The 24877-nt window shown below is 30.5% G+C and carries 31 protein-coding genes; 3 read left to right on the top strand and 28 right to left on the bottom strand.

Going from position 1 to position 24877, the window contains the following annotated elements; genetic code table 11:
- The 13 genes from brxC to RT714_RS11375 all read right to left on the bottom strand — a co-directional run.
- Positions 1 to 1518 (bottom strand): BREX system P-loop protein BrxC (gene brxC / locus RT714_RS11435; RefSeq protein ID WP_313757750.1); only part of this gene is annotated, 1518 nt, incomplete at its 3' end.
- A gap of 12 nt (positions 1519 to 1530) precedes the next feature.
- Entirely contained in the window at positions 1531 to 2103 is a 573-nt protein-coding gene (locus RT714_RS11430) for a DUF1788 domain-containing protein (protein WP_313757748.1), read from the bottom strand.
- 20 nt (positions 2104 to 2123) lie between these two features.
- On the bottom strand, positions 2124 to 2714 hold the full coding sequence (locus RT714_RS11425; protein WP_313757747.1) for a DUF1819 family protein: 591 nt from the start codon (positions 2712 to 2714) through the stop codon (positions 2124 to 2126).
- 13 nt (positions 2715 to 2727) lie between these two features.
- The gene (locus tag RT714_RS11420; protein WP_313757745.1) at positions 2728 to 2946 is read right to left on the bottom strand and encodes a TIGR04540 family protein; all 219 of its coding nucleotides are present in this window, start codon (positions 2944 to 2946) and stop codon (positions 2728 to 2730) included.
- Between the two features lie 101 nt (positions 2947 to 3047).
- Complete coding sequence (locus RT714_RS11415; protein WP_313757743.1) at positions 3048 to 3479, bottom strand: hypothetical protein; 432 nt, start codon at positions 3477 to 3479, stop codon at positions 3048 to 3050.
- Between the two features lie 384 nt (positions 3480 to 3863).
- Complete coding sequence (locus RT714_RS11410; RefSeq protein ID WP_313757741.1) at positions 3864 to 4178, bottom strand: diguanylate cyclase; 315 nt, start codon at positions 4176 to 4178, stop codon at positions 3864 to 3866.
- A 117-nt stretch (positions 4179 to 4295) separates the two neighbouring features.
- Positions 4296 to 5033, bottom strand: coding sequence for a nucleoside phosphorylase (locus tag RT714_RS11405; RefSeq protein ID WP_313757740.1), 738 nt, complete (start codon positions 5031 to 5033; stop codon positions 4296 to 4298).
- A complete protein-coding gene (locus RT714_RS11400) occupies positions 5030 to 6367 on the bottom strand; it encodes an NAD(P)/FAD-dependent oxidoreductase (protein WP_313757738.1) in 1338 nt (445 codons plus the stop codon). Before RT714_RS11400 ends, RT714_RS11405 begins: the two co-directional genes overlap by 4 nt.
- A complete protein-coding gene (locus RT714_RS11395) occupies positions 6360 to 7283 on the bottom strand; it encodes an ABC transporter permease (protein WP_313757736.1) in 924 nt (307 codons plus the stop codon). Before RT714_RS11395 ends, RT714_RS11400 begins: the two co-directional genes overlap by 8 nt.
- Positions 7276 to 8352, bottom strand: coding sequence for an ABC transporter permease (locus tag RT714_RS11390; protein WP_313757734.1), 1077 nt, complete (start codon positions 8350 to 8352; stop codon positions 7276 to 7278). Before RT714_RS11390 ends, RT714_RS11395 begins: the two co-directional genes overlap by 8 nt.
- A 1-nt stretch (position 8353) precedes the next feature.
- On the bottom strand, positions 8354 to 9892 hold the full coding sequence (locus tag RT714_RS11385) for an ABC transporter ATP-binding protein (protein ID WP_313757733.1): 1539 nt from the start codon (positions 9890 to 9892) through the stop codon (positions 8354 to 8356).
- 79 nt (positions 9893 to 9971) lie between these two features.
- The gene (locus tag RT714_RS11380; RefSeq protein ID WP_313757732.1) at positions 9972 to 11033 is read right to left on the bottom strand and encodes a BMP family ABC transporter substrate-binding protein; all 1062 of its coding nucleotides are present in this window, start codon (positions 11031 to 11033) and stop codon (positions 9972 to 9974) included.
- Between the two features lie 62 nt (positions 11034 to 11095).
- The gene (locus RT714_RS11375) at positions 11096 to 11782 is read right to left on the bottom strand and encodes a Crp/Fnr family transcriptional regulator (RefSeq protein WP_200778137.1); all 687 of its coding nucleotides are present in this window, start codon (positions 11780 to 11782) and stop codon (positions 11096 to 11098) included.
- Between the two features lie 353 nt (positions 11783 to 12135).
- Here RT714_RS11375 and RT714_RS11370 point away from each other — a divergent pair, with 353 nt between their 5' ends.
- Together RT714_RS11370 and RT714_RS11365 are read left to right on the top strand one after the other, a co-directional pair.
- Entirely contained in the window at positions 12136 to 12678 is a 543-nt protein-coding gene (locus RT714_RS11370) for a GNAT family N-acetyltransferase (RefSeq protein WP_072974103.1), read from the top strand.
- Positions 12679 to 12868: 190 nt separating this feature from the next.
- Positions 12869 to 13453 (top strand): SOS response-associated peptidase, encoded by a 585-nt coding sequence (locus RT714_RS11365; protein ID WP_313757730.1) that lies wholly within the window; start codon positions 12869 to 12871, stop codon positions 13451 to 13453.
- A gap of 44 nt (positions 13454 to 13497) precedes the next feature.
- Here the strand turns inward: RT714_RS11365 and RT714_RS11360 are convergent, their stop codons facing one another.
- From RT714_RS11360 to RT714_RS11325, 9 genes are all read right to left on the bottom strand, one after another.
- The gene (locus RT714_RS11360) at positions 13498 to 14112 is read right to left on the bottom strand and encodes a peroxiredoxin (RefSeq protein ID WP_313757835.1); all 615 of its coding nucleotides are present in this window, start codon (positions 14110 to 14112) and stop codon (positions 13498 to 13500) included.
- Between the two features lie 106 nt (positions 14113 to 14218).
- Positions 14219 to 14752, bottom strand: a complete 534-nt coding sequence (locus RT714_RS11355) for a cysteine hydrolase family protein (RefSeq protein ID WP_399326745.1) — start codon at positions 14750 to 14752, stop codon at positions 14219 to 14221.
- Positions 14753 to 14777: 25 nt separating this feature from the next.
- Positions 14778 to 15035: a hypothetical protein gene (locus RT714_RS11350; protein WP_313757729.1), complete on the bottom strand. Its 258-nt coding sequence runs from the start codon at positions 15033 to 15035 to the stop codon at positions 14778 to 14780.
- Positions 15036 to 15217: 182 nt separating this feature from the next.
- Positions 15218 to 17341, bottom strand: a complete 2124-nt coding sequence (locus RT714_RS11345) for a stalk domain-containing protein (protein WP_313757727.1) — start codon at positions 17339 to 17341, stop codon at positions 15218 to 15220.
- Between the two features lie 11 nt (positions 17342 to 17352).
- Positions 17353 to 17514, bottom strand: coding sequence for a rubredoxin (locus RT714_RS11340; RefSeq protein ID WP_313757726.1), 162 nt, complete (start codon positions 17512 to 17514; stop codon positions 17353 to 17355).
- A gap of 17 nt (positions 17515 to 17531) precedes the next feature.
- Positions 17532 to 17741 carry a GNAT family N-acetyltransferase gene (locus RT714_RS15970; RefSeq protein WP_399326795.1) on the bottom strand — a complete coding sequence of 70 codons (210 nt, stop codon included), beginning with the start codon at positions 17739 to 17741 and terminating at the stop codon, positions 17532 to 17534.
- Entirely contained in the window at positions 17738 to 17869 is a 132-nt protein-coding gene (locus RT714_RS11335) for a hypothetical protein (RefSeq protein ID WP_313757724.1), read from the bottom strand. Before RT714_RS11335 ends, RT714_RS15970 begins: the two co-directional genes overlap by 4 nt.
- Before the next feature lie 48 nt (positions 17870 to 17917).
- Positions 17918 to 18478, bottom strand: coding sequence for a DNA-3-methyladenine glycosylase I (locus RT714_RS11330; RefSeq protein ID WP_313757723.1), 561 nt, complete (start codon positions 18476 to 18478; stop codon positions 17918 to 17920).
- 287 nt (positions 18479 to 18765) lie between these two features.
- Positions 18766 to 18921 (bottom strand): hypothetical protein, encoded by a 156-nt coding sequence (locus RT714_RS11325; protein ID WP_313757722.1) that lies wholly within the window; start codon positions 18919 to 18921, stop codon positions 18766 to 18768.
- 126 nt (positions 18922 to 19047) lie between these two features.
- On the opposite strand from RT714_RS11325, the gene RT714_RS11320 reads away from it, so the two are divergent.
- Positions 19048 to 19578, top strand: coding sequence for a nitroreductase family protein (locus RT714_RS11320; RefSeq protein ID WP_313757720.1), 531 nt, complete (start codon positions 19048 to 19050; stop codon positions 19576 to 19578).
- 150 nt (positions 19579 to 19728) lie between these two features.
- Here RT714_RS11320 and RT714_RS11315 read toward each other — a convergent pair whose 3' ends face one another.
- From RT714_RS11315 to RT714_RS11290, 6 genes are all read right to left on the bottom strand, one after another.
- On the bottom strand, positions 19729 to 20028 hold the full coding sequence (locus RT714_RS11315) for a hypothetical protein (protein ID WP_313757719.1): 300 nt from the start codon (positions 20026 to 20028) through the stop codon (positions 19729 to 19731).
- A gap of 2 nt (positions 20029 to 20030) precedes the next feature.
- Positions 20031 to 21380 (bottom strand): acyclic terpene utilization AtuA family protein, encoded by a 1350-nt coding sequence (locus RT714_RS11310; protein WP_313757718.1) that lies wholly within the window; start codon positions 21378 to 21380, stop codon positions 20031 to 20033.
- A gap of 65 nt (positions 21381 to 21445) precedes the next feature.
- A complete protein-coding gene (locus tag RT714_RS11305; protein WP_313757716.1) occupies positions 21446 to 22219 on the bottom strand; it encodes an ABC transporter permease subunit in 774 nt (257 codons plus the stop codon).
- Between the two features lie 46 nt (positions 22220 to 22265).
- On the bottom strand, positions 22266 to 23396 hold the full coding sequence (locus RT714_RS11300) for an ABC transporter substrate-binding protein (RefSeq protein WP_313757715.1): 1131 nt from the start codon (positions 23394 to 23396) through the stop codon (positions 22266 to 22268).
- A gap of 1 nt (position 23397) precedes the next feature.
- Positions 23398 to 24192, bottom strand: a complete 795-nt coding sequence (locus tag RT714_RS11295; protein ID WP_313757713.1) for an ABC transporter ATP-binding protein — start codon at positions 24190 to 24192, stop codon at positions 23398 to 23400.
- A gap of 59 nt (positions 24193 to 24251) precedes the next feature.
- A complete protein-coding gene (locus RT714_RS11290; RefSeq protein WP_313757711.1) occupies positions 24252 to 24668 on the bottom strand; it encodes a DUF4418 family protein in 417 nt (138 codons plus the stop codon).
- Positions 24669 to 24877: the final 209 nt, after the last annotated feature.

Here is a 24877-nt window from a genome sequence, read left to right as displayed (position 1 = left end):
CATTAAGACTGATAAGTTATCTACATTAGCTGGTAATTCTTTTACATATTTAATCATAAATAATACTTTTAATAAATCTATATTAAATTTATCATCCTTTAACTTAGGATTATTTTCTGCATCATTAATTACCCTTCTAATGGAAGGGTTTAAAAATTCATATATTGTATCATAAAAAGCTGAAAATGGAATTAGTATTCCTTCTTCTTCGTCTTTATAATGTATTGCAGATTCTTTAAAAGCTGACAGCATGGATCTTTCACCCTCTGATAGATGCTTTCCTGTACTGCCACGCTTTCTTACTTGTTCGAATACATTTTGAAGTAGTTTAAATTGATAAGGTACAAATGGATACACTTCTGCAAACTCTTTTTCATCTTTATAGCCGATAAAATCTGCTCTTGCTCCATTAAAATTGATTAAATTTCTTAGGACAGCTAACTTTTCAAAATATATTTGCTTTAATCTTTCCTCTACATAGTCTTTTTTGTCTAATATACGTTTTTTTATTACTTCATCTACTGAAATAGAGGATAAGGAAAGCTTAGTATCAAATCTCCCTTGTATCTTTGAGAAATCATAGTCTTTTATCTTTTTAAATAGCTCATCTATTGCCTCTTGAGAGGTAACTACAATCCAAGCCCGTCCACCACAATGGATTCCTAATTCTTCTGATATTGTTTGAAGGTTTAACATCAGGGAGCTATTGTCTCCTATGTATTGTCCTACCTCATCAACTAAAAATACTAGCCTAGTGTCTTTTCCTTTGCTATCTAGATATTCTTTAACTTCCTTAGAAAATCCTTCTATATCTATGTTGAATTCTTTTGATCCGTTTTTATGCCATTCTCTTGCTGATTCTTCAGACATACCTGTTGAAAGAGATAGTGCTTTAACTACATGATCTCTTATAAAGAAGAAAGCTCTTCTCTTTTCTTCCCATTCAGCCCCTGATAATTTTCTAAATTTATCTTTAAATTTCTCGTACTTGCCTTCTTCTGTTAAATACTTTTCCATATATGCTATTCCTGGACTATCTCCATAAAATCCTTGATGGTTGTGAAACATCTTTAAAAATATTTTTAAGAGTGTTTCTTCTTCAGATTTACCCGCTATAGGAGATTTAGCATCAATATTAAAAAGTATAACTTCAGTATCTACCTTACCTGCTCTTCGTATTTCTTCAAGGAACATCTTATCTTGTATCTTATCATCAAAAAATTCTATTGCCTCTTTCCCTTCAACTACTTTGTTTTCCAATAAATATGAAAGGATCTTTAAAAAATGTGATTTACCTGATCCAAAAAATCCAGAAATCCATACTCCAACTTTATCAGTTGGTCTATCAATACTTTTGTTGTAGTTACTATAGAATTTGCTTAAATGTTTGTTTATTTCTCCAGTCACTACATATTCTTCTAATTCTTGTTTGATATTTTCGTTTTCATCTTGGCCTACTTTAATTACTCCACTAATTGGTCGTTCAATGTCTTTAGAAAACATATCCTTAATCTTCATTGGTCTACCCCCTTATTTCATATCTATTAATCTAAATGCTCTATAATAATTATCATCTTTTAACTTTCCAAATAATTGTAATGATAATTCATCATAGACCCCTGGATAAAACATTATAAGTGGCTTTTTATCAAGTCTAACTAGCAAGTTGTTTAATATGGTATGGGATCTAACAAATGGAAATGCCTTCCCTACTCCTGTTATAAATATAAGATTATAATCTCTAGACTCTCTTTCAATTTTATCCATAAATGCCGTTGGCTCGCAGAATAATTCCATACCTTCATATAAGGCTTCTTTTCCTTCATTTTCTTCCATTTCAAATATACTGTCAAAAACATCCATTTCCTTTGCTAGGTCTAGCATCATATTGTACAAATCAAATTCTATTATTTTAATATTGGAACTAGGTTTATCGAATTCTTTTTTTATATGTTTTATATAATCTCTTACAAATAATTCTTCCTTTGGATCATAATCAAATACATAAAAAGATATTTCGTTCCCTAGTCCTCTCCCTTGTAGGAACTTTTCTTCTTTTATTTTGGGTATTATTAATTCTATTCTTTCTTTTAGTTTTGTCATTCTTCCACCCCGATCTTTAGCTACTTAAATATCTCTATAAAATATTTTCCATTACTTATTTCTAATATCTCTCTAACATGAGGATCAATTAATATTCTATTTAATTCTCCAGATTTCAGATCTATCATTATTCCTGCATCTATAAGTATTTTTAGATATACTTGTCTTAGCTTATTTATCGTTCCTTCTTTAAACTTTGAAAATCCCTCATTTTGCTCTCTCTTCTGAGTAAAAAATCCGTTAATATCCTTTCTTTCTAAGAACAAATTATTTGTCTTATATTTTTCGCCTATAATTTCCATCATAAACTCTTTAAATAATAGGTCTTCTTCCATAATTGCATATAGATTTATTAATTTCCCGTTATCTATACTATCTTCTAATAAGATTCTTCTTAAAGATTCGGATAATAAATTGGCTCTTCTATATACTGTAGGTAATGCTCTAGTTACACTAGATATTTTCTTATGTTGAAATAGATTTTCATCTACTACTTTTGACTTTATTTCTTTTTCTGATAATCCTTTATTTATTAGTTCTGCTACTTGTTTTATCTCATAGAACAAGAACCATGCACCTGTTAAATTGACACTGTATTTTTTTCCTACCATCGTTAACCTCTTTCTATTTTATTAGCTTTTCAACTACTTCTAATCTTCTCTTCCCACATTGTTGTTTTAATATGGTCGTAAAATCATCATCTTTTATAATCTTTGATTCATTATTACCATAAAGAAGTTTTATCTTTTCTATCATAGCTTTTTCTGGAATCTCATCGTTCCAATATCCATCAATTATTTGATTGATAACTTCAGCTATTTCTCTTTGGGTTTTGTAGAACATCTTTACCTCCATATAGTCACCTCACAGCTTTGACTAAATATTTACTGTATTTATATTGTATTCTTACTTTTTGAGTAAGGCAATGTAAAGTTCACAATCTATTACCCTAATCCTTTATAGCATTGAGAAATTAATTTTATTGCTTCATCTATATCTTCTTCCTTGGTTACTCTAAATCTAATCCATTCAAATCCTCCATTATAGTAATTTCCAAGATTCGCTATTTCTATTTGACTTGAATTAAGTATTATTCCATCTGTTCTTAAATCCACAAGTATTCTATTAAGATGTGGATGTAGTGTGAACATACAATAGTTTTGATTTTTTCTTCCTTCAATATACGGTTTCTGGAATCTAATACTAGTTTCTCTCATATTCTTTACATAGCTTTCTTTGTTACAAGAATATCTAGAGCTCTCAATAACAAACTTAATCAATATATCCTGCAATTGCTCACTAGCTTTATAAAATACACTAGAAAAAACTTTACAAGCTTTAATTTCCTCCAAAAGACCCTTTTTATTTAGTTCCATAAAAACCCCTCCTATCATCTCATCCCTAACCTTTACCTTATATATATTCGACAAATAAGACTAAAGTCCTTCTTTTTTCTAAATTCTTCTACTATCAAAAAATCTCCTTCTCCTAATATTAAGAAGATTTTATTTCTATAGTCTCACATATCTAATTAGCTCAAGTATCCTTGACAACCAATTATTTTCTTTATCTATATCTTTATCCTCATACTCTATTAATTCTCTTAGCCTAATACTTCCATTATATTCTACAAAACCTACACTTAGGCTTATTTTATAAGTCAGCTTTCCCTTATTATTTTCTTCATGGAACTTTTTGTCTACTCTATTCCATATTTCTTTTGCTTCTTTTATATTAGCATTTTTAAAAACTATTATAAATTAACCTCCACCGTACCTATATACAAAATCTTCTTTTCTTATATTCTTTTTTATAATAGTAGCTATCCCATTAATTAATCTATCACCTTCACGATGTTCAAATTTATCATTGATATTCTCTAATTTATCTACATCTATAAATGCAATGGAAATTGATTTCTTTTCTATATTACATCTTTCTATTTGCCTTTTTAATTTTATAAATCCTTGTTTCTTATTAAATATCCCTGTTCCCAAATCTAAAATCAGTTCTTTTTCTAATCTAACACTCTTGATATCCGTTTTTTTATTATTCCTAGTAATTTTCTTTCCCAATCTCTACTCACGATAACCCCTCCATTACTTATATCTCATCATTCCTTCTCTATAGATAGTTATATATTAACATTAAAGCTGTCCATAGAAAAGGACAGCCTCTGCAGATTTAAAAATTTATCTTTGATCATAAAGCTTTTTTAAAGATTCTAATGCTAAAATAATTTCCCTTCTCTCTCCTTCTACTGTACCTATGCTTTCCATAGCATAATCTACTATACCTTTCTTTGTATCAGATTTATACTCCACTACATTGTTTAATATACTAGCAACTTTTACGCCTCTAATTTGTCCCAACACAAATAAGGATGCAGTTTCCATATCTGATGCTAATACGTTTTTCTTATTCCACTTCTCCATAATTTCATTTTCTTCATCAATATAGAATGAATCATGAGATCTAACTAATCCACAATGATATCTATATTTTAATTCTTCACATGTATTTATAATTAAATTTGTAAATTTAATATCTGATACTGCAGGATAATTTGGTGAAACATACATATTGGTAGTTCCATCTTCTCTCACAGCTGCCGAACAAATAACTAAATCCCCTAATCTAATATTGGGTTGGACTGCCCCTGCTGACCCAATTCTAATGAGATATCTTGCTCCACAAGATATCAACTCCTCTATAGCTATTGCAGCAGATGGACCTCCTATGCCAGTAGAAGCAACTGTTATAGGTACACCTTTGTAATATCCCCTTATTGTTCTAAATTCCCTATTATACGCTATTTCTTCATAAGAATCTAAAAATTCTCCAACTCTCAATACCCTAGCTGGATCTCCTGGGAGTATTACATACTCTGATATATCCTTTTCTTCACATAATATATGAGGCTGTTTCATCCTATCACCTTCTCATTTTTTGATTGCAGTAAAGCTTCTAATATTGTTTCCGTTAAACTAGGATGGATGATTAGATTAGATAGTATTTCATCTACTGTTCTTTCTTCCTTTATTAATTGCCCCATTAATCCAATATATTCCGATACATTCTCTCCTACCATCCATATACCTAAAATCTTATTATCTAAGCCTATTATGGTTTTTACAAATCCTTCTTCTATATTCTTTGCCCAACCTCTCCAACTATCTTTAAAATAGGCAATTCCTAGTTTATATGGGGTATTATCCTTTTTCAATTCCCACTCTTGTTTCCCTACTCCAGCCATTTCTGGTAATGTAAACACTGCTCTAGGCAAAACCTCATAGGATATATCTATTGGTATATCTCTTAATATATAATCTGAAACTTTTATTCCCTGCTGAATAGCCGCATGAGCCATGCCTAAAATTCCATTAATATCACCTATGGCAAAAATATTTTCTTCATCAGTTAATAAATTTTCACGAACTATAATTCTATCTTTGCTAGTTTTTATTTTGGTGTTTTCAATTCCCTTTGGAAAATTTGGCACTCTCATAAAGGTAATTAAAGCCTTTTCTGCAGAAACAATACTTCCATCATCTAATAATACATTAACTCGATTTTCACCTGTTTCTGCCTTTTTAGCACCTATACCTTTTATAATCTTTACATTTAAAGATTTAAGATATTCTTCTATAGGAAATACTAAATCTTCATCATTTCCAAGTAAAATACTTTCTTCTTTTTCTATAACCATAACTTCTACACCTATCTTGGCATATAAAGCTGCAAATTCTATACCTTCTACATTTCCACCTAAAATTATTATACTCTTAGGCATATTTGTTAAATCTATAGCCTCTTTATGAGTAATTATATTTACTTCATCAATGGGAATATCTTTTATGCTAGCAGGTTTAGTTCCTGTAGCCACAATAAAATAATTGGTTTCTATTATTTGAGATCCTAATTTAAATCTTTTAGAATTTATGAATTCACCATCTCCATAGTATATATCTATTTCATCATCCAATAAATTGTTTATAATTTTCTTTTCTAATTTCTTTAAATCATCATCCCATTTTTTTATGATATCTTCCCTAATTTCTTTTATTTGCTCTTTTTTTACACCTTTAAAAGAATCTAAAATCTTCTTTACTGGCAATGCACCCCATCTAAGGGCAGTACCTCCTAGGGTATCCTTCTCTATTAGAGCTACGACCTTTCCTTCCCTTTTTAAGGCCCTTGCACTGTAATATCCTCCTATTCCTCCACCTATAACTACCACATCATATTTTTTAACTTTATACATTGCTTATCCTACCTTTATCTTTCTTAGCTATTTGCCTTTTAGTTACAATAATTAATGCAAATATAGTTGCTACATAAGGAATCATTTGAGTAAATTGAGAAGGAATTCCTACAACTTGTAATCTAATACCTAGGGCATCGAAAAATCCAAATAATAAAGCTGCAAAAAATGTACCTACTGGATTAGCTTTACCAAATATTATTGCAGCTAAAGCAATAAACCCTCTATTAGCACTCATATTTTCTGTAAACAAAGTTAAATATCCTAAGGAAAGATGAGCTCCAGCCAAACCACATAATATCCCACAGGCTATTGAACTAATATATTTCATTTTTCTTGGACTAATACCTGCTGTTTCTAAAGCATCAGGATATTCTCCAGAAGCACGAAGCCAAATTCCTTGCGGGGTTTTATATAGATATATATAAGTTAATACTACTAAAATCCAACTAATATAAATAAATACTGTATGATTATTAAAAATAGTATTTAAGAAAGAAATCTTATTGAGCATTGGAAAGTTAAGTCTTGGTAAGGGTACTATATCTGGTGAAGAAAAAGCTCCTTTAACTCCAAATATACTTCTAAGTAAAAATACTGTTAATCCTCCTGCAAAAATATTTATAGCTATTCCTATTACAAATTCATCTGACTTTAAATCTATAACAAATAAAGCAAATAAAAGACCTATTAATAAACCAATAAAAGCTGCTAAAAATACTCCCATAAATGAGCTGCCAAAGAAATAACTTCCCACTACTCCAAAAAATGCTCCTAAAAGAATCATACCTTCCATACCTATATTGAGTATTCCTGCTTGTTGAGTAAGTAATCCTCCTAATGCTGCTAATATAAGTGGCGTAGCAGTTCTTATGGTATGTTGTATCAATGCTAAATTAAAAAGTTCACTAAACATTTTTTTCACCTACTCTCCCAACCTTTTTTAAACGCCAGTTTTTATATATATTTTTAAATCCTGCTTCTCCTGCAATGAATAAAATTATTATGGATTGAATAACTAATACTAATTCTGATGGTATTCCCGTAGCATTCTCCATAGAAATGGAGCCTGTTTTTAAAGCACCAAAGAATATGGACATAATTACTACGCCTATAGGATTATTTCTCACTATTAAAGCTATTAACATACCATCAAAGGCATATCCTGGAGATATATGTTGTAAAAACCTATAGTGTACTCCTATAACTTCAAATACTCCAGCAATACCACATAATGCTCCTGATATTACCATGGCTATTACCATTTGTTTCTTATCCTTTATTCCTCCATATCTTCCAAATAAGGAGTTTTGTCCTACCATTTTACAATCGTATCCAAAAGAAGTTTTTTCCATTAAATAATACATTACTATGGCAATAATTCCCATATAAAATATGCTAGTATTTAAGGTAGATAATCTTACTAATCTAGAAAGTTGAAATTGTTCTGCTATAATCTCTGTACCTCCCATTTTTCCCTTAGTTGTAGCAAAAGGATAATTAACTAAATATCCAGTAAATAAAGTAGCCACTGTATTTAACATTATTGTAGTTATAACTTCATCTACCTTATACTTTACCTTAAGTAAAGCAGGGAAAAACGCATAAACTCCCCCTATAAAAGCTCCTGCCAAAATTGCTAATACTATACCAATAGAGCCTGGAATACCGGTGAAAGTTATACCAACATAGGCTGCAGCAAATGCACCTAAATAAAGTTGTCCTTCTCCACCAATATTTGATATTCCTGATCTAAAGGATATGGCTGTTGCTAATCCAGTTAATACCAATGGAACAGTTTTAGCAAATGTTGTAGCTATATTATATTTGGAGCCGAACCCACCTTTTATTAAAGCACCGTATCCAACTAAAGGACTTCTCCCATTTGCCATCATAATTAAAGCACCTATTAATAATGAAGCAAATATAGATATAAAAAGGGAAATTATATACTCTAAATTTCTTTTTTCAATTATTTTTTTCATCCTATACACCTTCTCCCAAGCTCATGTTTTTTCCAGTCATATAAAGACCTATTTCTTGCTTTGATATAGTTCCTTCATCAAATTCACCAGTTATACTTCCCTCATAAATAGTCATTATCCTGTCTGATAATCTAAATATTTCATCTAATTCTGCAGATACTAATAGAATAGCACATCCTTCGTTTCTCTTTTTTATTATTTCTTTATGAATAAACTCAATTGCTCCTATATCTACTCCTCTAGTAGGCTGAGATATAATTAATATTGGGGTATCGAAAGTAAATTCTCTAGCAATAATCATTTTCTGCATATTGCCACCTGATAGATTTCCAGCAAAAACTTCTTCTGAAGGCGTCCTTATATCAAATCGATTTATAAGTTCTTTACTTTTTTCCCTAATCTTTGATTTATTTAACTGAAGCCCTCTAATTGCATAGGGTTTTTTATATTGAGAACCCATAATGATATTTTCAGAAATAGTGGCATCTTTAGATAATCCCATTGCCAATCTATCCTCTGGTACATGTGCAATGCCTAATTTTCTAATATCTCTCGGGGATTTGTTTGATGATTCTATTTCCTTTATAAAAAACTCTCCACTTTCCTTTTCCCTAAGACCTGTTAATACTTCTACTAACTCAGATTGTCCATTGCCCTCTATTCCGGCTATGCCAAGAATTTCACCAGATTTTAAGTTAAAACTAATATCCTTTATAGCTAAGAGTCCTCTATTATTCTTTGCACTTAATTTTTCTACTCTTAGCACTTCCTTATTTTCAGTGTTCCTCTTATCTAGTTTATGAAATAAAACTTCCCTACCGACCATCATTTCCGCCAATATTTGCTCGTTGGCATCTTTAGTATTTAAAGTTCCTATCATCTTTCCTTGACGCATAACACTTACCCTATCTGATATGGATAATACTTCTTGAAGCTTATGGGTAATTATTATTATTGTTTTACCTAATTCATTTACTAGTTTTCTTATGACTTTAAATAATTCTTCTGTTTCCTGAGGTGTTAAAACCGCCGTTGGTTCATCTAATATTAATATATCAGCACCCTTATAAAGCGCCTTTAATATTTCAACTCTTTGCTGAATTCCTACTGATAATGACTCCACTTTCAGCATTGGGTCAACAATTAATCCATAGGTATTGGATAATTCCTTTGTAACTTCAATTGCCTTTTCCTTATTTACAAACATTTTATTTTTCCTCGGTTCGGTACCCAATACTATATTTTCTGCCACAGTAAAAGAAGGTACTAGCATAAAATGCTGATGTACCATACCAATTCCTAATTCTATTGCATCTAAAGGACTCATGAATTTTACAGCCTTACCATTAAAATAAATTTCTCCTGTAGTAGGCTCATAAAGTCCATATAATATATTCATAAGAGTAGACTTTCCAGCTCCATTTTCTCCAACTATTGCATGAATTTCTCCTCTTTTTATTTCAAGGTTAATATTATCATTTGCTAATACCCCAGGAAATTGTTTGGATATATTTTTTAATTCTAAAACTTTATCATCCACTTAAATTCTCACCTCGTTATCTTATATAACCATAGTTATTGTAAAATGGAGAAGTAGCTGTCTACTTCTCCATTAAATCTTATTTACCTGTTGGTACTTCTATTTCTCCACTAATGATTTTTGCCTTTATATCTTCAAGTTTTGCTTTCATATCTTCTGTTGCAAATTGAGTCATATTGCTTGAACCATATCCCATTTCTACACCATCTTGAGATAAGCCATAATGAACTACTTTACCTTTTTCTATTTTATCGTTTTGTATATTTTCTATAGTATCATAAATTGATTTACCTACTTTTTTTACCATGGAAGCAACTATAACTTCTGGATTTATATAACGTTGGTCAGTATCTACTCCTATGGCATATTTGCCCATTTCCTTGGCAGCTTCAAATACACCTTCTCCTGTTTTTCCTGCTACTTGGAATATAATATCTGCTCCCCTTGAATAAAGTGCTGTTGCACTTTCCTTACCCTTTGCTGGATCTTCAAAATCTTCTGCAAATATGGTTTCAACTTTAACTTCTGGATCGATGTATTTTGCCCCTGCTTCATAGCCTGCTTGGAAGTTTCTTATTACAGGAATATCCATTCCTCCAACCATACCTATTAATTTACCCTCATCTATGCCTTCTATAGATGTTTCAGTTGTAAGCATGGCAGCTAAAGCACCTGCTAAAAATGAACCTTCATTTTCTGCATAGGATATAGTGATTAGATTATCAATTCCTTCGATTTCATTGTCTACATAGATATATGAAACTTTTGGGAATTCCTTTGCTACTTCCTGAACTACATCATAAAACTCGAAACCTACAACTGCTACGATTGAAGCATATTGAGAAGCTTGTACTAATTGGTCATTTAATAATGATGAATCATTTCTACATTCATATACCTTGTACTCAATGCCTAAATCCTTCTTAGCTTGCTCTACACCTTCGTGAGATGAATCATAAAATGAACGGTCTCCTAATCCACCTGCTAATACTAATCCTACCTTTGTTGCTTCAACAATATCTGATGCATCATTAGTAGCTGGCTTATCCGAAGTTGTTGGTACATCAGTTTTTTTACATCCAGCTAATACTGTGGATACTATCAACATTAGTGATAATAAAATTAAAAGTTTCTTTTTCAAAGAAAACTCCCCCTTATTATTTTAATATATAAAATCGATTTCTCTCGATTTTATTGACATAATTATTCCTTTCGACTTAGGATTTCTTCCTCTCTCAGTCTTTTTATATCAATAATATTAATTGAATTATTTGATACGTCTATGATACCATTTTCTTTTAATTGCTGAAGTATTCTATTTATGCTCCTAGATGTAACTGCAAACTGTTCACTTAATTGCTCTTTGTTTACATTTATTTCTATACCACTACTTGATTTAACTCCTGAATCCAATCTATATAATAGATAATTACATAATCTATACTTTAAAGAATACAAAGTGTTTTCACCTGCTAATTTTGATAGTTTATAAAAACTATCACATAATGTTTTCATTATATGTAAAGAAAAACTTCTATCCTTATCAATCCATTTTAGAAAATTTTCTCTTCCTATACGAATTACCTGAATATCTGTTAAAGCTTCAATAGAGCAAATATATGGCTTATTATCAAATATCTCCAATTCCCCAAAGTAATCTCCATTTTTATATATGGCCTGAGAATACTTTTTTCCATTTTCAGCTGTTAAAGATATATTAGCATAACCTTTGACTATAATATAGAAATACTCATATTGCATATCTTGATGACATATTAGTTGCCCCTTAGAGTATTCCTTAAATTCCCATTTTTTTAAAATCTCATAGGGACAGTCTCTTAATATCTTTTTTATTCCTTTATTTGATTCAATGATTTCAATTATATGCAAAGTTCCCACTCCTTAAAGTATATAATAAAATTCATACTCTAATGAAGGACATCCGTCCTAAAAACTTAGAAATTTATTATAAATTATATCATATTAAAGAAAAACTGGGAATTGTGTCCTACTATTTATTGGGATAAAAATATTTACCTAAATTTCCTCTAGGCTTCCCTTTTTATTTTTAAGTATTAATCATTTTATCTGCTGAGTTACAAACTGCGTAGTTTTATGATTATGATAATTCTATATCTTTCTTTCATATTATCCTATAATAATTAATGAATTCATTCCAAAAACTTATATTGTTATTATATTCTCTATGATATAATGTACTATAAAAATAAGAGGTGATATTATTGGCTAGATTAATTGGTGATAGGATAGTATTAAGAGAGTATAGAAAAGAAGATTTACCATATATGAGAAAATGGGTAAATGATATTGAGATTACCCAATATTTGAGCAATATATTTTTATATCCCCATACTTTAAATGAAACTGAAAACTTCTTAAATAATATTCTGCAAGGTGCTTCTAACTTTAAAGGTTTTGTTATAGCTCATAAAGACACTGAAGAATACATTGGTCAAATTGATTTAATAAGGATAGATTGGGTTAACAGAGTTGGAACATTAGGCATTGTAATAGGCACTAAGGATAATTTAAGTAAGGGCTATGGCAGCGAAGCAATTAAACTCATTCAAGAATTTGCTTTTAATAAATTAAATCTTCATAAATTAGATTTAGAAGTAAGAGCATATAATAAAAGGGCTATCTCCTGCTATGAGAAATGTGGATTTAAAGAAGAAGGCAGAATAAGAGAAAATTTCTTTGTTGATGGAAAATATACTGATACTTTATTTATGGGAATATTGAAGAAAGAATATAAAGAAATGTAATTCCCCATACTACTCCTTCTAATTAATTCTTATAAAAGCATTTTTCGTGAATTTTCTTTAGCTTATACTTCTACAATAGTAGAACAAAAGCATTTATTTTCTATATAATATTCAAATACTATTTTTGCTCTATTCTTTCGTTATCTTTCTGGGTATAATAACATTATAAAATATTTAATTAGGTGATATTATGTGTGGTAGATTTTCTCTAGATACAAATATAGATATGTTAATAGAAAGATATAAAGCTATAAAAACTGTAGGAAGATTTAATCCTCAAGAGGAAGTATTTCCTACAAATATGGTTCCTATTGTAATAAATAATAACAATAACGAACTGAAAGTAATGAAATGGGGATTTATGCCTGCATTTACTAAAAAGCCCATAATAAACGCAAGGGCTGAGACAGTAGATATTAAACCCTTATTTAAAAATTCATTTTACAGTAGAAGATGTTTAGTTCCCGTAACCAGTTTTTTTGAATGGCAGAATATAGACGGAAAGAAAATAAAAAGAAAAATATCTGTGAAAAATGAAAACATCTTCTCTTTAGCTGGATTATATAATGTTTTTAGAGATACAGATGGTAAAGAATATGAATCTTTTACTATAATTACAACAGATGCTAATGAAACTATGAAAGAAATCCATCAAAGGATGCCTGTTATTTTACCTAGAGAAATGGAAAAGTACTGGTTAGATACAAGTTCTGGAGATTTAGATATTATAAAATCTATAATGAAACCATATGATGGGAAAATAATAATAGTCTAATAAGTTTGAAATCTAAACTTATTAGACTATTTTATTAAAATTATCTAATTAATATCTTTATAACATAAATACCAATCTACACAATAATATCCGTCTTCTCCTTCTACTCTTCTAAGAAGCTCTTCATAGGTTGTAGGTGCCGGTACTACTACTGGCTGCCCTGGGAGCCAATCTGCTGGAGTTGCTACGCCATACCTATCTGTAGTTTGTAATGCAATCAGTAGTCTTAATATCTCTGGTATATATCTACCATTAGATAAAGGATATACTAATATCGCACGAATAATCTGTTTATCATCTATGATAAACACATTCCGTACTGTTGTACTTGTACTTATATTTGGAGCAATCATTCCATACATTTTAGCAATACTCATGTCTTTATCTGCTACTATTGGGAAAGGAATCTGAATACCTGTGTTTTGATATATATTATAAACCCATGCAAGATGGGATGGATTACTATCTAAGCTTATTCCTAAAAGCTGGGCATTTCTCTCAAGGAAAGAATCATATTGCCTTGCAAAGGCAATAAATTCCGTGGTTCACACAGGAGTAAAATCTCCTGGATGAGAAAACAATATTACCCATTTCCCTGTATAATCAGATAATTTCACAGGTCCAAATGTTGACAGTCCAGCAAAATCTGGTGCTTTCATTCCTAAAGTTAAACATGTATTTTCACTCATTTTCTCACCACCATTATTTTTATCGTTCTATATATCATATGAATCTTATACTATAGTGGTGAATTATTGGATTTATTTATACAATAACAACTTGACACATCTTCATTGCATTTATTGCATTTTTATGGCTTTCTGGAGTCACACCTGCACAACATTTTTCATCTACTGATATTTTTACTTCTGGTAAAAACGCCTTAATTAATAATGCATTTGAGATAACACAAATATCTGTACAAAGACCTATTATCTGAATTTCCTCTATTGGTTCTTTTTTGTTAATATCCATTAGTTCTTGAACTAATTCCTTAGAGCCAAAAGTATCTTTATTATAAATATTAGTTTTAGTATCCCTTATTAAATTTTGAATATCCTTATGTAACTCCCATCCATGAGTATTTTCTATACAATGTTTTACTGGTAAATATCTACCTTCCTGTGTAGATAGATAGTTTTCTTTATGAGTATCTCTTGTATATATTATATTCCCTTGAAAATTCTTTATTTTTCGGACTACATTTGGAATAATATCTATTGCTTCCTTGGTACCCAATGCTCCATCTATAAAGTCATTTTGCATATCAACAACTATTAACATTTTACTCACTTTCATCTTCCTTTCTTTTTATCTTAGTCTTCTAAATACGTGAACATCCCGCAAATAATAGGCCAAACACAATACCTACAGCAGCTATTATTAAAGTTGCTCTACAAAAATTTTGAAGATTCTTATTTGCATTACCTCCAAATCCCCATATGAAATACATAACTATGTTTATAATTGGAATAGCAAATACAATTAATACAGTTATCCATTCTCCAACGGTCATTACATCATCATTATTTTTAGACCCTGGACTTTCCCAAGACTTATTATAATTATAATCATTAAACAAAATATTCTCCCCCTTTACCCTTTATAAAGCCCATTTAATATATTCGCTATAAGTTATGAAATTCCTTCTTTTTTAAGATTTCTACTTTTAAAGTTTTTTAATATTGATATATCTACAACAAGTCAAATATTAATTCCTTAATATACAAAAGACAAGCCCTTTAATAATGGGCTTGTCTTTATTTATATTCCTATTTCATCCAATTCATATAATTTATATTGTTTAATGATATTCATTAGTTTTATAGGATATTGAGAATCCGTTGCATATCCTGCTCTTCTTAGTGCCCAAGCACCTTGAGTACTATCATGCATTACATCCCTAAATATACCATACCTTTCACCTTTTAAGAGTAGCTCTTTGTGATTTAACCAACTTTCATTGATATTGTTATAAGCTCTAAACTCTGCATCAATTCTAAATTTAGTTCCATTGTACTCTTCCCATGTGTTGGATACAACTGAACCTGCTGTGCCTTTTCCCTTAATTCCAAAGAGATTATTAGAGACTTTTCCAGTATATTTATCTACAGGTACAGATTGTCCCCATCCTGTTTCTAATATAGCTTGTGCTGTTTGTAAAGCAGCAGACATCCCTGTATTTCCCCAAGATTCTTTTGCTAGATTAGATGCTACCCCTAAAAACTTATCTTTTGCAACAATTGGTTTTGGTCCATAGGTCTGCCCCAAATAAATCTTAATTGGAATTTCTTCACTTTCTATAGTCTTGCCATTATATACGCCTACTGCTTTAATATGACTATAACTTAGTTCTCCTTTAGTTGGTGTAAATTTATATTCTATAGAAGGATTTTGTCCAGATGCTAAAGTTTTATTAGTTCCTTTAGTTGGATTTGTTAGGATATAATCAACACTATTTAAGCCAATATTACTTAAAGCTTTTAGTTTTACTTCCGATGTAATTACTTGTTTCGGTCCCACTCCTTCAATAAGCAGGCTAGGCTTACCAGGTAATTTAACAGGAATACCTTTAGTCTGGTGTACTATTCCAAGGGTATCTTTTACTCTAACTAGAAGCTCTTTATCTCCTTCATACTCTGGACTTGGAAACCATTTATAACTTCCATATCCTTGCTTTTTAAGGACTTCTTCCACTCCTGTATTTGGATCCCTTAGAATATATTCTGTTTCTATAACATTAAAATTTCTAGAAGCAGATAAGTTAACTGGCTTATTTATTATCATATCCTTTTTAACTCCTGAGAAACCTAAAATATATGGAACCTCTATTTTAATATTAATGGCTTCACTTGGATAGGAATTGTTATTTTCATCATAAGCAATTACCTTTATAGAATAATTTCCATTATCATCTACCATAGGCGACCAATTATATGAACCTTGTGGATCCAATTCTGTTGTTAAATTGGTCTTGTTTTTATCTAGATTAACTATTTCATATTTTACATAGGAAGCTACAAAATTAACATTAGGATTTAAAACTATATTTTCATTTACTACTTGTCCGTTTTCTACTCCCGTTAAAAATACATTAGGAATTATATTCATATTTACAGGTATTGCATCACCTGAAAGGAAGTTCCCCTTATTATCATATATAGCAGCCACAAGAACTTTCTTTCCATTATCCTTTATATTTGGCAGCCAGGTATATTTTCCACCTAAATCATTTCCTCTAGCTATAACTTTTCCCTTAGCTGTTTTAGGATCCATTAATAGGTATTTTATTTCTACTGCATTTTTAGGTGCACCATTAGGTAATATAATCTGTAAATCCATTTTCCCATTGATAGTTTGATTAACTATTGAAATTTTTTCTTGAAAAAATGGAGTAAAATCTGATGAAATATTAGAATTAATATTAACAACACTATTAATTCCATCCCATTCAATTCCTATACCTAAAGCATTACTTACTAATCGTAAGGGTGTATAGGTACGACCATCTATTATTACAGGTGCTACATCAGATAGAAAATATTTCTCTTCCTTATCTATATACTGAACTAATCGACTATCAATCTTTAAAGATATTATACTGTTACCTTTTTCAATTTTTACAGTCCTGTCATCGTTGTTCCAAGTAACTGTTGCTCCCAATTCTTCTGATACAAAGCGTACAGGTACTAAAGTTCTACCATTTCTTACTATTGGCATTGATTTAGAGGTTATATCTTTTCCATCTACTACCAATTTAATATTTCCCGAGGCTAAAGATTTATCATTACCTCTAAGTCCTATTATTGATATAATCATCAAAATAATAATTGTTTTTATCTTAAATACTTTATTTATTGCTTTCATTTTTTCTCCTTTCTTATTCAAATGTATAAAGGTTATTTTATTTCCTCAAAAGCCATTTTAGACTGATTGCAGGTTGGACATTTCCAATCATCTGGTAAATCTTCAAAAGTTGTGTTAGGCTCTATATCATGTGTTTTATCTCCCTTTTCTGGTCTATAGGTATAGCCACATACTGTACACTTATAATTATTCATCCTATCATCTCCTTTTATTATTGTACAAATCCTTTATCCTTCATCTTATCTGGGTTATTAAACAATGCCATTCCTGTTTTCATCTTTCTAAAGTTAAACTTTTCATAAAAAGTTTCCTTTCCTGGTGAAGCATATAAAATACAATTACAATTAGGTAGTCCTTCTAAAATCTTCTCTATAATAATTCTTCCTATGCTCTTTCCTTGATATTCAGAAGATACTGCTATATCATAAATTGCAGCCTGATATACTCCATCTGAAATTGCTCGACCAAATCCATTTCAACTTCTTTTAGTATTTTAACTACATTTTCCCAATCTATATTTGAACAATCATATTGAAATCTTAAACTCACTTCATTTTCCTCCTGAAAACTTTAATTTAATAATAGTATATAGTTGAACTAAGATTTTGAATATTGTTCGCACCATACCATATGATCATTAACCATGCCTACGGCCTGCATAAAAGCATAACAAATGGTTGAACCTATAAATTTAAATCCACGAGCATATAAATCTTTACTTATTCTCTCAGAAATCTCCGTACTTACAGGAACTTGAGATGGATCTGTCCATGTATTCACTATTGGATGATTATCAACAAATTTCCAAATATAATTATTAAAAGTACCATATTCTTCTTGAATACGTAGAAATGCCTTTGCATTAGTTACTAATGCATTTATTTTAGCCTTATTTCGAATAATACTAGGATTAAGTAATAGCTCCTCCTTTTTCTCTGTACTGTATTCAGCAATTATTTGGGGATTGAAACCATCAAAGGCTATCCTCATACTTTCTCTCTTATTTAAAATCGTAGTCCAACTTAATCCAGCCTGCATACCTTCTAAAATAAGAATTTCAAACAATAGATTATCATCATGAACTGGCTTCCCCCATTCATTATCATGATATACTATATCTACATCCTTTTTTGCCCAAGAACATCTCTTGACTTCCATACTAATTCCCCTTATATTTATTTTTCCCTATCAAATATATTTTTACTGCTTAAACTATTAAACACTAATTTTATAATATCACATTTACATTTCCACATCAATTTATACCTAATATAAGTTATTAATTAACTATTTTTTATTAATATAATACTCTTTCATGGCTTTTTATTTCGCCAAAAAAGAGTATTAACTTAATTATAGAAATTGTTATTAATTAAATTTCAATATATTATTTAAATCAAAATTTTTCTAAAGATTATACTGCTCCTTAACCAAATAAAATAATCCTACTTTTCTAATAATTTTACTGGTAATATAATAGGTTCATCAGTTTTATAAGTAGCTAATCCTTCCTCTGTTAATGCATATTCAGGTGCAGTTCCTACTAAGAACAATCCAAAATCACCTGCATTATGAGAATATGTTATAGTTTTACCCTTCATAAAGATATAATAACAACAATTTAGTCAATAGATAAAGTTATAAAATAACTTATATTCTGTTTGTCCTAAACTCTCCTAATTTTTATGATATAATATATATGAAAAATTTAAAATAGGAGGGTTAATATGTTAGATTTATTGATGAAAAGAAGGAGCATAAGGAAATATAAAAATCAAGAAATAGAAGAAAAAATCTTAGATAAAATATTGCAAGGAGCTTTAACCTCTCCTTCTGGAAAAAATAAAAGACCTTGGGAACTTGTTGTAGTAAACAATAAAGAACTACTTAAAAATTTAGGGGCTTCTAGAGGTGGAGCTTCACAGCCTATATCAAATGCTGAATTAGCAATTGCAGTTTTAGTAGATCCTAATATTACAGATACTTGGATAGAAGATGCTTCTATTATGGCTACTGTAATACAATTATCAGCAGAGTCATTAGGACTTGGTTCTTGTTGGATTCAAGTAAGGAATAGATTAACTGAAGATGATCAAAGTGTGGAGGATTATGTAAAAAAACTTTTAAATATTCCTGAAAAATACAATGTAGAAACTATAATTTCCATAGGTTATCCTGATGAAGAAAAAAGTCATCATGATCTTGAAACTTTGCCTTATGATAAAGTACATTATAATGGATTTAATGCAGTAAAATAAATTTCAAAAAAGACTAGGATGCATGGCTCCTTTAGAATATCGTAACCATGCATCCAAATGTGCATAATATTTAATTAAATTACCTGTCTACTTGACATGAGTCAGCTCACAAAGATCCTTTTAAATAAATAACAATCCTTTTTATTGCCATTATATTTCCATCTCTAGAAGAGCCATTCCAAGAGATTTTCCATGTTTATCTATAGCAAGACTTCTTGTAACTCCACCGCCTAAAGATGCTTCAAGCACAAAATTAAATGCACAGATATTGTCAAGTTCATATCTTCTAACTCCTCCAAAACATATTTCAGAAAAAAACTCTTCTACCTTTTTTGCAGTTAAGACTTCTTTAAGTATAGGATAATCTCTTTCTTCATATGGAATAACAGAAATATTTGACATATTGCCTTTATCCCCAGTTCTAGCATGTGCTATTTCTTTAAGTTTCATTTTTATACCTCCCAATAGGTAATTTCAGTATTGATATCATCTTTAGGAATAATAATTGCACCAATAGACAATACTTGTCTTACTCTAGATTCTATTCCTGAAGAACCTGCTGGTCCATTTGTATAAAGATAGTCTAACTCTTGAGCTATGAGCATTGCATCCTCAAAGGTCTTTGTTCTCCCACTTACTCTAAGTCTTATTTCACTATGCTCCTCAGGCGCAAAGTTATCTGAAATATTTGTTTTATACAAAGAATTATAACCTATATAGTCAGTTCTGTACTCATCTATATTAGCCCCCACAATCTTTAATCTCTTTTCAATTATATCAGCACAAATTTTTGCACGAGGAAGAGAATTTAATCCACCAAAACTTACTTCTCCTTCTCCAATATAACAATCAGAATATCCAACATTTACCTTGTAGGTATAAGGTATCCCCCTTGATACAGCACCAGTTACAAGTACAACATCCTTTTCCATCTGTTTAAAAACAACATTTGTAAAATCAACTATAGCATTTGGAGTAATATAACATGATGGATCTGTTATTTCATATAATAGTTGTTCCTTACAGGTTCGAAGAGATACCTCTCCACCAGAACCTTTTACCTTTGTAACTATAAAATTTCCTGTTTCATCTATTTCGGCAATCGGATGCCCTAAAATATGTAGGTTTTCTACATCTTTATATCCAGGATCAGCAAAATATCCTCCTGTTATTTGTCCACCACATTCTAAAAGATGTCCTAATAAAGTTGATTGCCCTATCTCATACAAATCATTTTCTGTCCAGCCAAATTCATGCATCATAGGACCTACAAATAATGCCACATCGGCAACACGCCCTGTAACTACAATATCAGCTCCATTGTTAAGAGCCTCTCTTATTGCCTCAGCACCTAAGTATACATTTGCTGATATTATTTCAGCATCAAGTTCACCAAGAGTTTTTTTACTTTGCCACATGACGATATCTTTATATTTATCTAATTCATTAGTTATGTCATCACCTGAAACCATAGCGACTTTAAGATTAACAATATTCATTTCTTTTGCAATTTTCAAGATAAGTTCAACAGCAGCATTGGGATTTGCTGCCCCCATGTTTGTGATTATTTTTATTCCATTTTTTTTAGCTTGTCTTAAGATACCTCTCATCCTTGCCTCAAGCATAGGAGTATATCCTTTTGAAGGATCCTTTAGTTTTTGTTGTTGGTTATTGGCAATTGTCCTTTCTGCAAGACATTCAAATACAATATAATCAATATCTCCTCTTTCTACAAGTTCTATTGCAGGTTCCAATCTATCATATGAGCATCCTGCTCCACAGCCAATTCTGACTTTTTTCATACATAAGCTCCCTTCTTTAAACACAGCCACAGTCAAAGCAAATCAACTGTGGCTACATTCATATTTTATTTATTTTCATTAAGAGTCCAGAACAATATCTTCTTTTTTAACTTCTCAAATAAAAGCATAACAATAACAATAAAGCATCCCATAAATAATAATCCTGCAATTACTTTTGCATAATCTGAGAAATCTGCATAATACTGAATAAAATATCCAAGTCCAGAGTTTGTTGCAAACATTTCAGCTATTGCAAGTAAAATAAATGCAAAATTTAGTGCTGTACCTGCCCCAGCTAATATAGATGGGGCAGCAGCAGGTAATATTACATTAAACAATTTTTTAAATCCACTTAATTCTAAAACCTTGGAATTATCTAAATATTTTTGATCAATTAGGACAATTCCATTTATAGTACCATTAAGAAATGGCCAAAAGCATCCTATAAATATAACCGCTACCGATGACAAATAAAAAGTGGGCATTATAGCAATAAGATAAGGTGTCATCATTGATGGTGGAATTGGGTTTAAAGCGAATATAATTGGCTTTAAATTTTTATTTAATTTTGGATTAGTGCCTATTAAAATTCCCAATAAAATACCACTAAAAGCCGCACCAAAATATCCTGGTATAAGAAGTTTTGAGGAACTAATAAGACTTTCCCAAAGTTTTGGCATTGAAGCATATAAACTAGGTCCAATTTTCAAAAAACCTGGAAATAACAAAGGATCAAGCATACCATAGATATCAGTAGCTAATACATAAAGTAAAAATATCATAATCAAAATTACTATAGTCCCCGTATAATTTCTAATATTTTTTTTGCCTTTTAACATTTAAATTCACCCACTATAATAAATACATTTTTATATCCTTCCAAAGTTAATTTAACATTTCAGAATTGTTGTTTGCAAACTTTTCTTGAAGCTCTTTATAAAAAGGATCTTCAGGATTTTCTGCTGTAAGTTCATCTAAAGCTTCTTTATATAGTTTAATATTAATATGGTCATTTACATCTATATCTGCTGGATCAATATATTTCATATCAATTAAACGGTTCCACATATAACGAACGCCATCACTCTTAGGATCTGTATCAAAAATTTGATTAGTCTCAAGTAGAAGAGCTCTTGACTTTTCTTCATCTAATTCAAGATATTTCATATTTAGCTTAACTGCATATTCTGGATCTTCATTTAATATCTTTTCTGCACGTATATATGATCGTAAAAAACCTTTTACAGCATCTTTATTTTCATTAATCCATGCAGTATTAGCAACTGGCCTACAACATACATGTACTGGATCCCAGAAATCATTACTCCAAGCAATAGTCCTAAGACCTGCTTCTAAGGATTGAAGATATGTGGAATTTGTACCTATTCCAATATCTGCATTACCAGATTTAACGGCTTCTAATACCTCACTCGGCTTTTTAAACTCAAGGATAGTAACGTCTTTTTCTAAATCATAGCCTGCTTCCATCATAGCACCGCGCCATACAATATCAGGAGTATACATTCTTGCTGTAGCAACCTTTTTTCCTACAAATGACTCAAGTCCCTTATATTCTAAGTCAGATGAAGCATAAACAGGCATACCACCAGATAAGTATCCACCAAAAATACTAAAATCTGCACCTTTTGTAACATAGGTTAGTGGAGCAGCAGTTCCAAAAGAAACAGCAATATCAACTTTTTTTGCCTGCAAAGCTGTCAATGCATCTGTTGAATTAGAAAACGAAACAAGTTCTATCTCAATTCCCTCTTCCTTATCAATACCTTTATCAATGGCAATGAACCCCAATATATTTCCCGTCCCTGGATTGTATGCAACACTTATCTTCTCAGGTTCTTTAGCTTCAGACTTTTCTATTTCTACTATTGTTTCATCAATTGTATTGCTACCAGTTTCAGTATTCTTTAAATCTTTGTTACCACACCCTGCAGTAAGACTTAATAATAAAATCACAACTAATGTGAATGAGGCTAATCTAATCCGTCTTTTTTTCATTTTATTCTCCTCCATAACCTATTTTTTCTTTAATATCTTTATTCAAAATATGAATAAGTTTGTTACGTAATTCAATGGTTTTTTTATTTTCAAACAATAACTCTCTACTAACCTTTTCCTCTTTACTAAAAGAATGAGTGTATATTATTTTACTAGGACTTGATCCAAAAACAAATATTTTAGTAGCAAGTAATAAAGCCTCATCTACATCATGAGTTACAAAAAAAATAGTTTTTCTGTTTACTTTATCTTTACTCCAAAGATCCAATACCATATCTTGCAGTTTAGCACGAGTTACCGCATCCAAGGCTCCAAATGGCTCATCCATTAGAAGAATTGGCGGATCTAAGGCAAATGAGCGACATATTGCACATCGCTGTCTCATTCCTCCAGAAAGTTCATTCGGGTACTTGTTAAAAGTAGTTTCATCTAATCCTACTTTCTCTAAATAATAAAGAGCACGTTCTTTTAATTGCTTTTTGCCCTCATCTTTAAATTTTTGTTTTAAAGATAGAACAATATTTTTTCCAGTAGTTAGCCATGGAAATAAACTATAATCTTGAAATACCACCCCTCTATCAAGACTTGCTCCCTGTATTAGCTTATCACCAACAAAAATAGTACCTGAGTCTGGTTCTGACAACCCTGCCATAAGACGAAGAAATGTACTCTTCCCACAACCAGATTGTCCCAGTAAGCAGACAAAATCTCCTGCCTCAATTTCCATACTTATATTCTCAAGAACAAGTTCTTTGTCATATGAAAACACAATATTTTCAACCTTAATATCTTGCATTGGCAGTCCTCCCATTGTATTTTAGATACAATAAATACTAAATCACAATGTTTATTTTTCTAATTTTGAATTTTTCTTGTCCCTATAAATAAAGATATAAGTCCACATGTTACGGTAATTATACCACCCCCGCGAATCCAAATAGCAGTATCATGACAACTCATGGTTTCTTTCATACATATACCAATCCCTAACTTTGAAGTAAAAGTAATAATAGTAACCATTATACCTATGGCTATAAAGGTCCAAGGATGACTTGATTTTGTAAGAAGAGATTCTATTCCAGATACTACCAATATTATAGATAATAATATTGATGCTTGCCCTGTATAATAGCATTTCATATGTACCATATTACCATTGGCAAGCTCTAAAAGGTTTTCACAGACTGGAGCCCATATAAGTATTGAGCCTATTATAATGAGTCCTGTAAAAATTAAGATAAGATTTAAAAGTCTTAAAACTCTTAATTTCATATAAACAAATTCTCCTTTCAACGTTTTATAATTCTGTCGATTTTTGTAAATTCTTCTATATCATATAGCATTATACAGTAAGAAATTTTATACTTCAAATAAGTATTTTTAATACTTGTAAAGCTCTGATTATTTTTATCTATAATATATAATCTTTACAATTTAATATAATTTCTATGATATACTACTTAGTTGTTAATAATATTTTA

The organism is Tissierella sp. (assembly GCF_032104385.1).
In the GTDB taxonomy this organism is placed as follows: Bacteria; Bacillota; Clostridia; order Tissierellales; family Tissierellaceae; genus Tissierella.
The sequence above is the reverse complement of the archived record's forward strand: the minus strand, read 5'-3'. Positions and strand labels throughout refer to the sequence as shown.

Excerpts from the sequence above, each read along its gene's own strand:
- RT714_RS11290 (WP_313757711.1), bottom strand. The coding sequence starts at position 24,668 with ATGAAATTAAGAGTTTTAAGACTTTTAAATCTTATCTTAATTTTTACA.
- RT714_RS11395 (WP_313757736.1), bottom strand. The coding sequence starts at position 7,283 with ATGTTTAGTGAACTTTTTAATTTAGCATTGATACAACATACCATAAGA.
- RT714_RS11400 (WP_313757738.1), bottom strand. The coding sequence starts at position 6,367 with ATGTATAAAGTTAAAAAATATGATGTGGTAGTTATAGGTGGAGGAATA.
- RT714_RS11300 (WP_313757715.1), bottom strand. The coding sequence starts at position 23,396 with ATGAAAAAAAGACGGATTAGATTAGCCTCATTCACATTAGTTGTGATT.
- RT714_RS11425 (WP_313757747.1), bottom strand. The coding sequence starts at position 2,714 with ATGGTAGGAAAAAAATACAGTGTCAATTTAACAGGTGCATGGTTCTTG.
- RT714_RS11330 (WP_313757723.1), bottom strand. The coding sequence starts at position 18,478 with ATGGAAGTCAAGAGATGTTCTTGGGCAAAAAAGGATGTAGATATAGTA.
- RT714_RS11340 (WP_313757726.1), bottom strand. The coding sequence starts at position 17,514 with ATGAATAATTATAAGTGTACAGTATGTGGCTATACCTATAGACCAGAA.
- RT714_RS11310 (WP_313757718.1), bottom strand. The coding sequence starts at position 21,380 with ATGAAAAAAGTCAGAATTGGCTGTGGAGCAGGATGCTCATATGATAGA.
- RT714_RS11420 (WP_313757745.1), bottom strand. The coding sequence starts at position 2,946 with ATGTTCTACAAAACCCAAAGAGAAATAGCTGAAGTTATCAATCAAATA.
- RT714_RS11365 (WP_313757730.1), top strand. The coding sequence starts at position 12,869 with ATGTGTGGTAGATTTTCTCTAGATACAAATATAGATATGTTAATAGAA.
- RT714_RS11320 (WP_313757720.1), top strand. The coding sequence starts at position 19,048 with ATGTTAGATTTATTGATGAAAAGAAGGAGCATAAGGAAATATAAAAAT.
- RT714_RS11305 (WP_313757716.1), bottom strand. The coding sequence starts at position 22,219 with ATGTTAAAAGGCAAAAAAAATATTAGAAATTATACGGGGACTATAGTA.
- RT714_RS11430 (WP_313757748.1), bottom strand. The coding sequence starts at position 2,103 with ATGACAAAACTAAAAGAAAGAATAGAATTAATAATACCCAAAATAAAA.
- RT714_RS11325 (WP_313757722.1), bottom strand. The coding sequence starts at position 18,921 with ATGAAGGGTAAAACTATAACATATTCTCATAATGCAGGTGATTTTGGA.
- RT714_RS11415 (WP_313757743.1), bottom strand. The coding sequence starts at position 3,479 with ATGGAACTAAATAAAAAGGGTCTTTTGGAGGAAATTAAAGCTTGTAAA.
- RT714_RS11295 (WP_313757713.1), bottom strand. The coding sequence starts at position 24,192 with ATGCAAGATATTAAGGTTGAAAATATTGTGTTTTCATATGACAAAGAA.
- RT714_RS11405 (WP_313757740.1), bottom strand. The coding sequence starts at position 5,033 with ATGAAACAGCCTCATATATTATGTGAAGAAAAGGATATATCAGAGTAT.
- RT714_RS11315 (WP_313757719.1), bottom strand. The coding sequence starts at position 20,028 with ATGAAACTTAAAGAAATAGCACATGCTAGAACTGGGGATAAAGGCAAT.
- RT714_RS11355 (WP_399326745.1), bottom strand. The coding sequence starts at position 14,752 with ATGAAAGTGAGTAAAATGTTAATAGTTGTTGATATGCAAAATGACTTT.
- RT714_RS11390 (WP_313757734.1), bottom strand. The coding sequence starts at position 8,352 with ATGAAAAAAATAATTGAAAAAAGAAATTTAGAGTATATAATTTCCCTT.